Raw genomic sequence first — 12,082 nt, 5'->3', positions numbered from 1 at the left:
GGAGCGGTGCATCCATGGAACGGCTCCTCGTCCTCGTCCGGCACGGCCAGAGCGAGTGGAACCTCCAGAACCTGTTCACGGGCTGGCGCGACCCGGACCTGACCGAGCGCGGCATCGCCGAGGCCCGGGCGGCCGGCCGCGGGTTGAAGCGGGACGGCTACGGCTTCGATGTCGCCTTCACCTCCGAATTGTTGCGGGCCCAGCGCACCTGCTCGCTGATCCTGGACGAGATGGCTCTCCCGGATGTTCCGATCATTCGGCAGAGGGCCCTCAACGAGCGGGATTACGGCGATCTCTCCGGCCTCAACAAGGACGCGGCCCGCGCCCGATGGGGTGACGCGCAGGTCCATACCTGGCGCCGGTCCTACGACGTGCGGCCGCCCGGCGGCGAGAGCCTGAAGGACACCGCCGCGCGGGTGCTGCCCTACTACCTCGCGGCGATCCTGCCGCGGGTGATGGCCGGCCAGCGGGTCCTGGTGGCGGCCCACGGCAATTCGCTGCGCGCCCTGGCGATGGTCCTCGATGGGCTGAACGAGGAGCAGGTGCCGGATCTCCAGATTCGGACCGGGGTCCCGCTGGTCTACCGCCTCAACGCCGACACCACGGTCGCCTCGAAGACCGTGCTGGAGCAGGATGTCGACGCGGGCCGCTGAGTGGCGACGGAACTCGCCCCCGGCCTGATCCACCATCCCGGCTTCCTCGATGCGACGGCCCGCGCCCGGCTCGCCGCCGAGATCGCCGCCATCCTCGAAACAGCGCCGCCCGTGACGCCGCGGATGCCGCGCACCGGCAAGCCGTTCTCCGTACGGATGTCGAATGCCGGTCCCCTCGGCTGGGTCTCGGACGTCGCGGGCTACCGCTATCAGCCGGACCATCCGGAGACCGGGCGGCCATGGCCGGCGATGCCGCCGACCGCCCTCGCGGCCTGGGCGGTGTTGGCGAACTGTCCGGTGCCGCCGGAAGCCTGTCTCATCAACCTCTACGCGCCGGGGTCGCGCATGGGCCTCCATCAGGATCGCGACGAGGCGGATTTCTCGGCGCCCGTCCTCTCGCTCTCCCTCGGGGCGGCGGCACTGTTCCGCTACGGCGGCCAGAGCCGCGCGGATCCGACGCGCTCGATCCGCCTGCAGGCCGGCGACGCGCTGATGATCGGCGGCCCCTCGCGCCTGATCTACCACGGCATCGACCGGCTCTACCCGGCCGGCGACCTTCTCGCGGAGACGGCCGATCCCGGTTTCCTCCCGCCGGGCGGCCGCTGCAACCTCACCCTGCGGCGCGTCACGGCGCCGGCACCGCCGTGGCGCTAAAGCGATCGCCGGAATGCGGGCCGGCCGCGATGCCGGGCGAGCGGGTCAGCGCGGCAGCGCAATGGCCGGCGATCGCCGGCTTCGTCGCGGCCGAGGCCCGCCTTCAGGAGGCGGTCCTGGCGCAGGGCCGCGTCGCGGCCGCGATCTACGAGTTCGTTCGGTTCGGGCTGAAACAGGGCTGGGCCTGCCTGTTCGGGGGACTGCTTCTGGCGCTGATGCTCGGCACGCGCCTCGTCTGGCCGTCCCACGCGCCGATCGCCCGGTACGACGCCCTGTTCCTCGCCGCCGTGACGCTTCAGGTCATTCTGCTGCGGACGCGGATGGAGACGTGGTCGGAAGCCCGGGTAATCCTGGTCTTCCACGTCATCGGCACGGCCATGGAGGTCCACAAAACCGCGATCGGAAGCTGGATCTATCCCGAGGCGAACCTCTTCCGGCTCGGCGGCGTCCCGCTCTTCACGGGCTTCATGTACGCGGCCGTCGGCAGCTATCTCGCCCGGGTCTGGCGCCTCTTCGACTTCCGGTTCACGCGGCATCCGAGCCTGCGCCTGCTTTCGCTCCTGTCGATTGCGATCTACGTCAACTTCCTCACCGATCATCTCGGCGTCGATCTGCGCTTCGGCCTCATCGGGATCGCGTTCGCGGCCTTCGCCCCCGCGACCGTGTACTTCAAGGTCTGGCGCGCACACCGCGCGATGCCGCTGCTGCTCGGCCTGCTGCTCGTCGCGCTGTTCATCTGGTTAGCGGAGAACCTGGGGACCCTCTCCGGGACGTGGCTCTACCCGAACCAGCGGCAGCACTGGTCCCTCGTCCCGGTGGCCAAGCTCTCGTCGTGGTTCCTGCTGATGATCGTCTCCTACACCCTGGTCGCCCGGGTGAACGGCATCGCGATCGGGCCGGCCGCGACGCCGGCGCCCGCGCGGATGGATCTGCCGCTGGCCCGGGCAGCCCATCTCGGCCTCGCGGCCGCCGTGATCGGGCTGGGGCTGCTGCTGCGCGTGCCGGCGTGGAACCTGCCGCTCGCGGTTCACCACTACGGCGGCGGCATCCTCTGGGGAGCGATGCTGTTCCTGCTGGTGGCCGCCCTGCGACCGGCCGGCTGGGATCTGCGCACCTGCATGATCGCCGCCTTCTTCGGCGCCGGGCTCATCGAAGCGAGCCGTCTCGTTCATACCCCGGCGCTCGACGCCTTCCGGGCAACCCTGCCGGGCCAGCTCCTCCTCGGCACACTCGTCTCCCCGTGGAATCTCTGCGCCTACGCCGTCGGGATCGCCGTCACGGCGGCGTTGGCGGTTTCCTTTCATCGTGATCGCAGGCGCGCGGCATTGCCGGCTTGACAGATCAGGTCGCCGGGCAGACCCATCGCGGGCGGACTAACCCCAAGTTGGGTCCACGAGGAGAACCGGTTTTCGATGCGGATGCGCAACCTGACGCTGCGTCTCGGACGGGTTCTCGGCGCTGCCGCGCTTGCGGTGAGCCTTGGCTCCGCGGCCTGGGCCGGAGATCCTGTCTACCCGCCGGGCTCGCGCTTCGGCTTCGATCCGCCGGCCGACATGTCGCTGTCGCGGCGCTTCTCGGGCTTCGAGCGGAAGGAGGGGGGCGCGACCGTGTCGGTCGTCGAGCTGCCCGCGAACGCCTTCGCGGAACTCGTCAGCGGCTTCACCGACGCCAACCTGTTGAGCCAGGGCTTCGCGGTCGAGAAGCGCGAGGAGGTCAAGATCGGCGACAACGAGGGCATGCTCTACACCGGTGAGCAGCCCGCCGATCCGGCCTCGTCCGCTCCGGCGATCCGGAAGTGGATTCTCGTGGTCGGTACGCCGAGCGTGACCGGACTGATCATCGCCCAGGCGCTGCCCGACGCCGAGACCGAGGCCTCGATGCGCAAGATGGTGACCGGCGTCACCCTCCGGCCTGCGCTGACGCTGACCCAGCAGGTCGACGCGCTGCCCTTCCGCATCGCCGACATGGCGGGCTTTCGGCCGGTGCGGGTGATGGCCGGCAATTCGATCCTCCTCACCAGCGGCCCCAAGGACCAGATGCAGAATCTGGAGCAGCCGATCCTCGTCCTCGCCCAGGCCGTGCAGCAGCCGCCCTCGGCCGAGCAGCGGGACGGCTTCGCCCGCGCCGCCCTGGCCTCGAACCAGACCATGAAGGACTTCGTCATCGAGCGGGCCCAGAGCTACCGCTCGAACGGCGTCGACTGGCACGAGATCGTGGCCCGCGCCCTCGACCAGCCGACCAACCTACCGGTGGTCGTCATGCAGACCATCCGGTTCGCGCCGGATGGCTATCTCCGCGCCCTCGGTGTCGTGCGGCAGGATCAGCGCGACGGCGTCCTCGCCAAGTTCCGCCAGGTCGTGGACAGCGTGCAGGTGAAGTAGCGCCTCACCACACGGCGGCCTGCCCGTCGCGGCGCGGGTCGCTCGCCGCCACGTAGCCTTCGACCGCCGGATCGCCCATCCGCCAGATGAACTGGCCGGCGCCGAAATCCTGGTAGCTGTCCTCGATCACCTCGAGCCGGTGGCCGAGGGCCTTCAGGCGGTCCAGGGTCGCCCGCGGCATCGCCGCCTCGACGTTGATGTCGAGACCCTCGTTCACCCGCCACCGCGGCGCGTCGCAGGCCGCCTGCGGGTTCTGGCCGTGGTCGATCATCCGCACCAGGGTCTGGACATGGCCCTGCGGCTGCATGTTGCCCCCCATCACGCCGAAGCTCATCACCGGCGCGCCGTCCCGGGTGAGAAAGCCCGGAATGATGGTGTGGAACGGGCGCTTGCCCGGCGCCACCACGTTCGGGCTCGCAGGATCGAGCACGAAGCCGTAGCCGCGGTTCTGCAGGGAGATCCCCCAGCCTGGAACGACCACGCCCGAGCCGAAGCCCATGAAGTTCGACTGAATGAAGCTCACCATCATCCCGGATTCATCCGCGGCGGTGAGGTAGATCGTGCCGCCCGCGGGCGGCTTGCCGGGGCCGAAGACCTGGGCGCGGTTCCGGTCGATCAGCTTGGCGCGCTCCGCCAGATAGGCGCGGTCCAGCATGGCTTCGGGCGTCACCTCCATCCCGCGCGGGTCGGCGACGTACCGGTAGGTGTCGCTGAAGGCGAGCTTCATCGCCTCGATCTGGAGGTGCTGCGCCTCCGGTCCGTCCACCGGCAGGCTGCCGAGGTCGAACTGCTCCAGGATGCCGAGCGCGATCTGTGCCGCGATGCCCTGGCCGTTCGGCGGGATCTCGTGCAGCGTGTAGCCGTGGTAATCCTTGGCGGTCGGCGTCACCCATTCGGGGCGGTACGCCGCGAGGTCGGCGGCCGTCATGGCGCCGCCATGGGCCCGCGCGTGCGCGGCGATCGCCTCGGCGATCTCGCCCCGGTAGAAGGCCTCGCCCTTGGTCTCGCCGATCCGCCGCAGGGTCCGCTCGGCGCCGGGAAAGGTCACCAGCTCGCCGACATCCGGCGCTCGGCCGCGCGGCAGAAAGAACTCAGCGAAGCCCGGCTGGCGGGTGATCGCCTCGATCCCGGCGGCGGCCGCCCATTTCTGCTGCACGACGACCGGCGCGAGATAGCCGCGCTCGGCGATGCGGATCGCCGGCTGCATCAGATCGGCGAAGGGGAGGCGGCCGAAGCGCTCGCTGAGCGCGACCCAGGCGCCCACCGCCCCCGGTACGGTGACCGAATCCCAGCCGCGCATCGGCGTCCGTTCCGCCGCACCGTATTTCCGCAGGAAGTAGTCCGGGCTCCAAGCGGCCGGAGCCCCGCCCGAGGCGTTGAGGCCGTGCAGCGCCTTCCCGTCCCACAGGATGCAGAAGGCGTCGGAGCCGAGGCCGTTGCTGCATGGCTCGGTCACGGTCTTGGCCGCCGCCGTGGCGATCGCGGCGTCGACCGCGTTCCCGCCGGCCTGGAGCATCTGGATGCCGGCCTGTGCTGCCAGCGCGTGCGAGGTGGCGACACAGTTGCGCCCGAACATCGGCATGCGCAGGGACGGATACCCGGTCACCCAGTCGAACGGCTTCATGGCACTGTTCCCGGCCTCGGCAGCGGATCTGCTCCCGCGGCACTTGGCATACAGGATATCCGGCGCCGGTGAAGGCGTGCCCGGGATGCATGCCAAACGAAAAACGCGGGCCCGAGGACCCGCGCTTCGCGACGTTCACGCTGTTTGTGGGAGCCGCTCAGTAGGGGCGGCCGTAAAGCGGCGAGGTCGGATCCAGGCGATCGACGAAGGAGAGATCGACGTTGCGGATCGCGCTCGAACGGGCGCCGATGAACGGTCCGTTGGTGATCGGGTCCGGCAGGATCCCGCGGCCGAAGCGGTCGGTCGGGCCGTAGGGCGGGGTCAGCTGATTGGACGCTGCGATCAGGTAGGGGTTCAGAGCCGGATTCCGTGAACCGCCGGCACCCGGGACGTTCGAGGTGAGCGGCACATTGCCGGCATCCAGCCAGCTGCGCGGGCGCACCCGGATCGGGAGCGGGCGGCTGACCCGGTAGATCGGGCCGGAAACGAAACCATCCTGCGCCTCAGCCGGCGCGGAGGCCAGAACGCCGAGGCCGGTGGCGGCGACAACGCCGAGAAGGGCGATCTTGAGCGAGCGCATGGCCAACCTTGTGTATGAGTGCCATCAGTATGGCGACCGAAGCTTAACAGTTCGCCGCCTTTGACAAGAAGACGCTTGGGCGAGGCTGTTGTTCCGCCCTTATGGCTGAGCTTGTGCGATTTGCCACACTGTGGCCTCATTTTTTATTTTGCGGCCGTCGGATTAACGATCCGGTCCGGCTCGAAGGTTCCGCGCCGGCTGTCGCCGGGCAGGCGCTCGCGGGGCCGGGCACGGCAGCGAAGGCCGCCGTCGTGTCGGGATCGGCAAGATCGACGAGGCTCAGCGCATCCAGCAGGCAGGCCACGGCCTGCGGTTCCGGAGGATGGCCGAGGGGGGCGCAGAGCCATCCATCGAGCTGAAACCCCGTCTCCCGGGTGACGAAACCCGTACAGGTCCGCTGCATCGGTCCGGCGAAGGTCATCTCCAGGGTCTCGACCGCGCCGAACCGGGTCCGGATCTGGCCGCGGGCTCCGGTCCGCGCGACCGCTAGGGCAGGGCTGTCGAGGGCTGGGCCGTTGGCGGCCCGCCGGGCCATCAGGACGAACAGCGACGGCGGCGGTCCGGTGAGCGTTCCGCGAGTGAGGACGATCCGCAGCGCAGGCGCCTCGATCGCAGCCACATCGCTGCGCATCAGTGTGTCCTCGCGCAGGCCCGTCCGCGGATCGACCCGGGCGGCGACCCGCACCGGATCGGGCCCAGGCTCGGCGAGGCCGAACCGGGCGGGCGCGATCGCCGGCGGCGCCGGCGAAGCCCGGACGGACGGCACGAAGGCGGTCTGGAGGTCCGGTGCGCGCTGAATCCCGGGGAGGGGGGCGGGCAACCGGGCGAACACGCACACCAGGGCGATCGCGGCCGATGCCAGCGCGAGACGCAGGCCGAGGGATCCCGGTGACCAGCCTGCGCGTGCCGCGGGCGGGCGGAGTCCGACTCGATCGACGAGAGGCGCTGTTCCGATCAGCATCGTGCTCCGTACCGAAGGCGGGACGCGGGATTGGGCGGTCAGCCTCGCACGGCAGGACTGCATGCCCGTTCCCGGCCCGGGTCCGTCACCGGATTCCTCCGCGCAGGGTGAATCAGGCGTTGCGCGGTCGTCGGCCTTGACAGCATGGGCACATGCGCGCCTTGCTCGGCGCGGCCGTCGCCCCCACCTCCGCTGAGGACGGGGTCTGCGGCCGCGCCCGTTCTGCGGGCGCGTCCGGCACGAACGATCCTTCGGCCGATTTTGCTGGCAGGAGCGCGGCACCCGGATCGGTCGGGGTTTTCCGCGCGGAGACAAGAGATGGGTTACAAGGTCGCCGTCGTCGGCGCCACGGGCAACGTGGGCCGCGAGATGCTCGATATCCTGGCCGAGCGGGCCTTTCCCGCCGACGAGGTCGTGGCGCTGGCCTCGCGCCGCAGCCAGGGGCAGGAAGTCTCCTACGGCGACAAGACGCTCAAGGTCAAAACGCTCGACACCTACGACTTCACCGACACCGATATCTGCCTGATGTCGGCCGGCGGCGAGGCGTCGAAGGAATGGTCGCCCCGCATCGGCCAGCAGGGTTGCGTGGTCATCGATAACTCGTCGGCCTTCCGCTACGACGCCGACGTGCCGCTGATCGTGCCCGAGGTGAATGCCGACGCGGTGGTGGGCTTCACCAAGCGCAACATCATCGCCAACCCGAACTGCTCGACCGCGCAGCTGGTCGTCGCGCTCAAGCCCCTCCACGAGGCGGCGACGATCAAGCGCGTCGTGGTCTCGACCTACCAGTCGGTCTCCGGCGCCGGCAAGGAGGCGATGGACGAGCTGTTCAACCAGACCCGCGCCGTCTTCACCGCCGGCGAGATCAAGCAGGGCGGCAAGTTCACGAAGCGGATCGCCTTCAACGTCATCCCCCACATCGACGTGTTCATGGAGGATGGCTACACGAAGGAAGAGTGGAAGATGGTCGCCGAGACCAAGAAGATGCTCGACCCGAAGATCAAGCTGACGGCGACCGCCGTCCGCGTTCCGGTCTTCATCGGGCACGCGGAAGCGGTCAACATCGAGTTCGAGCGGCCGCTCTCGGCCGAGAAGGCCACCGAGATCCTGCGCGCCGCCCCCGGCGTCCTGGTGATCGATAAGCGCGAGAACGGCGGCTACATGACGCCCCACGAGGCGGCCGGCGAGGATGCGACCTACATCTCGCGCATCCGCGAGGACGCGACCGTGGAGAACGGCCTGAACCTCTGGTGTGTCTCGGACAACCTGCGCAAGGGCGCGGCCCTCAACGCGGTGCAGATCGCCGAGATTCTGGTGAACCGCAAGCTCCTGAACCGGGCCAAGCGCGCGGCCTGAGGCCGGTCCTCCTCCCGGCGGGAGGAGGAGCCAGCACCGAAATCCTTGGGACAACGTCCCTAGGATTTGTCACGCGCCCGTCATCGTTCAGGCTCACGCCGCAGACCGGATCACGTGGAGATTCGGTATGCGGCGTTTCTTTGTGTCCTGTCTCGTCGGTCTGTCGATCGTCGGCGCGGCTCAGGCTCAGCCGCAGCCCAGGAATGTCGTCCTATTCATCGCGGACGGGCTCCGCGACGGCATGGTGAACGCCGTGAACGCGCCGGCGATGGACGGCCTGATGAAGGCCGGGGTGCGGTTCACCAACACGCACTCCCTGTTCCCGACCTTCACGATGCCGAACGCCACCGCGATGGCGACCGGCCACATGCTGGGCGATACCGGCCAATTCGGGAACACGATCTACACGGCCTTCCCGGTCCCCGGGGCCGGAGAGAGCCTCACGCCGTTCCTGGAGAGCGACCCCGTCCTCGGCGACGTCGACGCGCATTTCGCCGGCAACTACCTCAACGAGGAGACGATCCTGCGGGCGGCTCACGCCCAGGGGCTCTCCACAGCCAGCATCGGCAAGCTCGGCCCCTCCCTGGTCTTCGACCACACGGCGCGCTCCGGACAGGACAGCATCCTGGTCGACGACAGCACGGGCCGGCCGAGCGGCATCCCGCTGAGCGGCGACCTGCGCACGCGCCTGGATGCGGCCGGGCTTCCGCTGCAGGCGCCGACGCGGGGCGCCAACGGCCTGGCCGGAACCGCCGATTCGCCCGGGACGCTCGCCGCCAATGTCGAGCAGCAGGGCTACTTCACCGATGTGGCGACGAAGGCGGTCCTACCGCTGTTCAAAGCCCGCGGAAAACCCTTCGTGCTCGTCTACTGGTCGCGCGATCCCGACGGGACGCAGCACAATCAGGGCGACAGTCTCGGCCGGCTCGTCCCGGGGATCAACGGACCGACGAGCCTCGCGGCGATCCGCAACGCGGATGCCAACCTGGCCGCGCTGCTCGGCGCACTGAAGGCGCTCGGTCTGGCGGAGACCACGGATGTGATCGTCACCTCCGATCACGGCTTCTCCACTATCTCCAAGGAGAGCGGGACCAGCTTCACCGCGTCGCAGGCCTATAAAGGCGTGCCGAAGGGGCAGCTTCCGCCGGGCTTCCTCGCCATCGATCTCGCGCATGATCTCGGGCTCGGCCTGTTCGATCCGGATGCCAGGGGCATCAGGCTCGCCGCCGACGCCTTTCCGAGCCGGGCCAACGGCCTGATCGGCGCGGATCCGGCCAAGCCCGAGGTGGTGGTCGCGGCCAATGGCGGCTCGGATCTCGTTTACCTGCCGAACGGCGACCGGGCGCTGGCGCGCCGCGTGGTCGACGCCCTGGCGCGTCAGGACTACGTGAGCGGCCTGTTCGTCAGCGCGACCCTCGGCCCGATCCCGGGAACGCTGCCCCTCTCGGCGATCGCCCTCGACGGGTCGGCGCTAACGCCGATGCCGGCCATCGTGGTCAATTTCCGGAGCTTCTCGACCGGCTGCGCCGATCCGACCACCTGCGGGGTCGAGGTCTCCGATACCGGGCTGCAGCAGGGGCAGGGCATGCACGGCAGCTTCTCCCGCGCCGATACCCGCAACGTCATGGGCGCGGCAGGGCCGAGCTTCCGGGCGGGCCTCGCGAGCGCGGTGCCGGCGAGCAATGCCGACCTCGGCAAGACCATCGCCCAGCTCCTGGGCCTCACGATTCCCGGCAAGGGCCGGCTGGTCGGCCGTGTCCTGACCGAGGCGTTGGCCAATGGCAGCACGCCGACCTTCGCCCGGGCGGAGCTGCGCTCGGAGCCGGACGCCGCCGGCCACGTGACGGCGCTCGCCTACCAGACGGTGGGCGAGATCCGCTACTTCGATGCCGCCGGGTATCCCGGCCGCACCCTCGGCCTCGACAACAGTCCTGCCGTGTCGGCCGCCGCGGAGGCGCACTGAGCGTCGCACCGTCCGGCCCGCGGGGCGGAGCGCAGGGAACGCTGTCCAACCCATACCCCTCGTCCCGAGAGACCCGCGTCCGCGGGCTTCGAAGGCGATCTCCAGAGAGCACGGCGCTCCCTGGTCTGCTCCGTCGAGACCCCCGCTGGGCTGCAGGCCCTCAGGCCAAGGATGGCGCGGACGGGTGGGCGTGCGTTGCCGCCTGGTCCGACTACGCCATGCCGAGGGCCTGCATGTAGAGCTCGAGGATCGCCTCCTGCTCCTGGCGCTCGCTGTGATCCTGCTTGCGGATGCGGAGGATCGTGCGGACGGCCTTCGCGTCGAAGCCCCGGCCCTTCAGCTCGGCGAACACCTCTTTGATGTCGCCCATGATGCCGGCCTTTTCCTCCTCGAGGCGCTCCAGGCGCTCGATGAACTGCTTCAGCTCGTCGGCGGCTACGCCCTCGGCCGACGAGACGTCGCCGCCGGGCCGCTGCGCGGCGGTGGGCATCGAATGGGCGTTCATGGGGCTCTCCCGAATGCACGGCGCGGTTGCGCCCTGGACCCGTGGTTAATGGGCCGGCCTTACTGGAAGCTTAGCCGATTCGCTGCCTGCCGGCCGCCGCCTCAATGCTCCTTGGCCTGCGACGCCGCGAAGCCCGCCTGCTGCTGCGGGGTTGCCTCGGTCTGGAAGCGCGCCTTCCACTCGGCGTAAGGCATCCCGTAGACGGCCTCGCGGCTCTCGTCCTTGGTCAGCGGCACGCCTGTCTCATCGGCGGCGTCCTTGAGCCAGTTCGACAGGCAGTTCCGGCAGAAGCCCGCCAGATTCATCAGGTCGATGTTCTGCACATCCGTCCGATTGCGCAGATGCGCGACGAGGCGGCGGAACACCGCGGCTTCGAGTTCCGTCTGGGTCCGGGGATCGATCGCGCTCATCGGTGGCAACTCTCTTCAGGTCGGGCGGCCCGCTCCCGATTTCGGGAGCGGCCGGACGGAGATCAAGCCGCGAGGAGCGGGCGAAGGATGCGGGCGAAGCGCGCGGCCCACTCGGCCTGTCCGTCCGCGCCGGCAATCAGATCCTGGCGGATCTCCACGAGGGCGTTGGCGAGGCCCCGCGCGGTGGCGTGACGGTCGATCGTGTCGCCCGGCAGGCCGCCGCCATACGGCTGGTTGTCGCCGACGGTCAGCCCGGCGGGATCCGCCTCCAGCGCGCGGATGAGGGGGCGGGCAAAGCGCTCGTCCCCGTCGTACAGGATGCCGACCTGCCAGGGCCGCGCGATGCCGCGCCAGTAGGGCGTGAAGCTGTGCAGGGTCAGGAGCACGGGCGGACGGCCGGCCGCCGCGGCGGCGGCGATCGCGTCGTCGATGGCCGCGTCGAACGGGGCGTAGAACCGGGCGATCCGCGCCTGCTTGCCGGCCTCGTCGATCCGGGCATTGCCCGGAACCACGGCGCCGTCTGACAGGCGCATCACCAGCGTCGGGTCGGCGCGCCCGCGATTCGGGTCGATGATCAGCCGCGAGAAGTTCGTGAGGATCGCCGGGGCCCCGAGCTGCGCCGCGAGGCTCCGCGTCACCGCCGCCGCGCCGATATCGTAAGCGATGTGCCGGGCGTATTCCGACTCCGGCAAACCGAGCTCGATATCCGGCGGCACGAAATTCGAGGCGTGATCGCAGGCGATGACGAGGCCGCAGGCGGGGTCGCCGGGGATGATCTCGCAGGGATGCGCGGGCGGGAGGGCCGTTTCTGTCTCCGGACGGGTCACGGGGCTCCGAGGTCTTCAGATCTGTGCGAGGGCGCGGATGGCGCTTGCCGTCGCGCGGCCGCTCGGGCAGATCACCTATCAAGGATCGTGCGCTCACGGCAAGAAACGGGCCCGCCGCCCAGGGAAGAAACGGGCGGGGAGTGTGCGACACAAACAAGAGAGGAGCCC

The 12,082-nt window shown here is 69.8% G+C and carries 12 protein-coding genes; 6 read left to right on the top strand and 6 right to left on the bottom strand.

Annotated elements, in window-relative coordinates; all coding sequences use genetic code 11:
• Positions 1-14: 14 nt before the first annotated feature.
• The 4 genes from ABIC70_RS08455 to ABIC70_RS08435 all read left to right on the top strand — a co-directional run bounded on the left by ABIC70_RS08455 (position 15) and on the right by ABIC70_RS08435 (position 3,688).
• Entirely contained in the window at positions 15-653 is a 639-nt protein-coding gene (locus ABIC70_RS08455; RefSeq protein ID WP_354439443.1) for a 2,3-bisphosphoglycerate-dependent phosphoglycerate mutase, read from the top strand.
• Positions 654-1,307: an alpha-ketoglutarate-dependent dioxygenase AlkB gene (locus tag ABIC70_RS08450; RefSeq protein WP_075381514.1), complete on the top strand. Its 654-nt coding sequence runs from the start codon at positions 654-656 to the stop codon at positions 1,305-1,307. It abuts the gene before it with no gap.
• Between the two features lie 29 nt (positions 1,308-1,336).
• A complete protein-coding gene (locus ABIC70_RS08445; RefSeq protein ID WP_502915961.1) occupies positions 1,337-2,644 on the top strand; it encodes a DUF817 family protein in 1,308 nt (435 codons plus the stop codon).
• A 75-nt stretch (positions 2,645-2,719) separates the two neighbouring features.
• Positions 2,720-3,688, top strand: a complete 969-nt coding sequence (locus tag ABIC70_RS08435) for a hypothetical protein (protein WP_043380310.1) — start codon at positions 2,720-2,722, stop codon at positions 3,686-3,688.
• A gap of 4 nt (positions 3,689-3,692) precedes the next feature.
• Here the strand turns inward: ABIC70_RS08435 and ABIC70_RS08430 are convergent, their stop codons facing one another.
• The 3 genes from ABIC70_RS08430 to ABIC70_RS08420 all read right to left on the bottom strand — a co-directional run bounded on the left by ABIC70_RS08430 (position 3,693) and on the right by ABIC70_RS08420 (position 6,853).
• Complete coding sequence (locus ABIC70_RS08430) at positions 3,693-5,312, bottom strand: gamma-glutamyltransferase family protein (protein ID WP_354439442.1); 1,620 nt, start codon at positions 5,310-5,312, stop codon at positions 3,693-3,695.
• Between the two features lie 157 nt (positions 5,313-5,469).
• Positions 5,470-5,892 carry a hypothetical protein gene (locus tag ABIC70_RS08425; protein WP_043350497.1) on the bottom strand — a complete coding sequence of 141 codons (423 nt, stop codon included), beginning with the start codon at positions 5,890-5,892 and terminating at the stop codon, positions 5,470-5,472.
• Between the two features lie 136 nt (positions 5,893-6,028).
• On the bottom strand, positions 6,029-6,853 hold the full coding sequence (locus tag ABIC70_RS08420) for a hypothetical protein (RefSeq protein ID WP_354439440.1): 825 nt from the start codon (positions 6,851-6,853) through the stop codon (positions 6,029-6,031).
• A 318-nt stretch (positions 6,854-7,171) separates the two neighbouring features.
• Here ABIC70_RS08420 and ABIC70_RS08415 point away from each other — a divergent pair, with 318 nt between their 5' ends.
• Positions 7,172-8,209, top strand: a complete 1,038-nt coding sequence (locus ABIC70_RS08415; RefSeq protein ID WP_043380306.1) for an aspartate-semialdehyde dehydrogenase — start codon at positions 7,172-7,174, stop codon at positions 8,207-8,209.
• A gap of 127 nt (positions 8,210-8,336) precedes the next feature.
• Positions 8,337-10,172 carry an alkaline phosphatase family protein gene (locus tag ABIC70_RS08410; protein WP_354439438.1) on the top strand — a complete coding sequence of 612 codons (1,836 nt, stop codon included), beginning with the start codon at positions 8,337-8,339 and terminating at the stop codon, positions 10,170-10,172.
• Between the two features lie 211 nt (positions 10,173-10,383).
• Here ABIC70_RS08410 and ABIC70_RS08405 read toward each other — a convergent pair whose 3' ends face one another.
• The 3 genes from ABIC70_RS08405 to ABIC70_RS08395 all read right to left on the bottom strand — a co-directional run bounded on the left by ABIC70_RS08405 (position 10,384) and on the right by ABIC70_RS08395 (position 11,914).
• Complete coding sequence (locus tag ABIC70_RS08405) at positions 10,384-10,662, bottom strand: DUF2312 domain-containing protein (protein ID WP_026604676.1); 279 nt, start codon at positions 10,660-10,662, stop codon at positions 10,384-10,386.
• 116 nt (positions 10,663-10,778) lie between these two features.
• Positions 10,779-11,087: a DUF1244 domain-containing protein gene (locus ABIC70_RS08400; RefSeq protein WP_043755005.1), complete on the bottom strand. Its 309-nt coding sequence runs from the start codon at positions 11,085-11,087 to the stop codon at positions 10,779-10,781.
• 62 nt (positions 11,088-11,149) lie between these two features.
• Entirely contained in the window at positions 11,150-11,914 is a 765-nt protein-coding gene (locus ABIC70_RS08395; RefSeq protein ID WP_043755009.1) for an N-formylglutamate amidohydrolase, read from the bottom strand.
• Between the last annotated feature and the right edge of the window lie 168 nt (positions 11,915-12,082).

It is taken from the genome of Methylobacterium sp. 1973, assembly GCF_040545035.1.
Classification (GTDB): Bacteria; Pseudomonadota; Alphaproteobacteria; order Rhizobiales; family Beijerinckiaceae; genus Methylobacterium; species Methylobacterium fujisawaense.
Note: the sequence above shows the minus strand (reverse complement) of the source record. Positions and strands in the feature narration are given on the sequence as shown.

What these genes read in the sequence shown, in the direction of transcription:
- ABIC70_RS08455 (WP_354439443.1), top strand. Translation starts at nt 15, where the DNA reads ATGGAACGGCTCCTCGTCCTCGTCCGGCACGGCCAGAGCGAGTGGAAC.
- ABIC70_RS08445 (WP_502915961.1), top strand. Translation starts at nt 1,337, where the DNA reads ATGCCGGGCGAGCGGGTCAGCGCGGCAGCGCAATGGCCGGCGATCGCC.
- ABIC70_RS08435 (WP_043380310.1), top strand. Translation starts at nt 2,720, where the DNA reads ATGCGGATGCGCAACCTGACGCTGCGTCTCGGACGGGTTCTCGGCGCT.
- ABIC70_RS08430 (WP_354439442.1), bottom strand. Translation starts at nt 5,312, where the DNA reads ATGAAGCCGTTCGACTGGGTGACCGGGTATCCGTCCCTGCGCATGCCG.
- ABIC70_RS08425 (WP_043350497.1), bottom strand. Translation starts at nt 5,892, where the DNA reads ATGCGCTCGCTCAAGATCGCCCTTCTCGGCGTTGTCGCCGCCACCGGC.
- ABIC70_RS08420 (WP_354439440.1), bottom strand. Translation starts at nt 6,853, where the DNA reads ATGCTGATCGGAACAGCGCCTCTCGTCGATCGAGTCGGACTCCGCCCG.
- ABIC70_RS08415 (WP_043380306.1), top strand. Translation starts at nt 7,172, where the DNA reads ATGGGTTACAAGGTCGCCGTCGTCGGCGCCACGGGCAACGTGGGCCGC.
- ABIC70_RS08410 (WP_354439438.1), top strand. Translation starts at nt 8,337, where the DNA reads ATGCGGCGTTTCTTTGTGTCCTGTCTCGTCGGTCTGTCGATCGTCGGC.
- ABIC70_RS08405 (WP_026604676.1), bottom strand. Translation starts at nt 10,662, where the DNA reads ATGCCCACCGCCGCGCAGCGGCCCGGCGGCGACGTCTCGTCGGCCGAG.
- ABIC70_RS08400 (WP_043755005.1), bottom strand. Translation starts at nt 11,087, where the DNA reads ATGAGCGCGATCGATCCCCGGACCCAGACGGAACTCGAAGCCGCGGTG.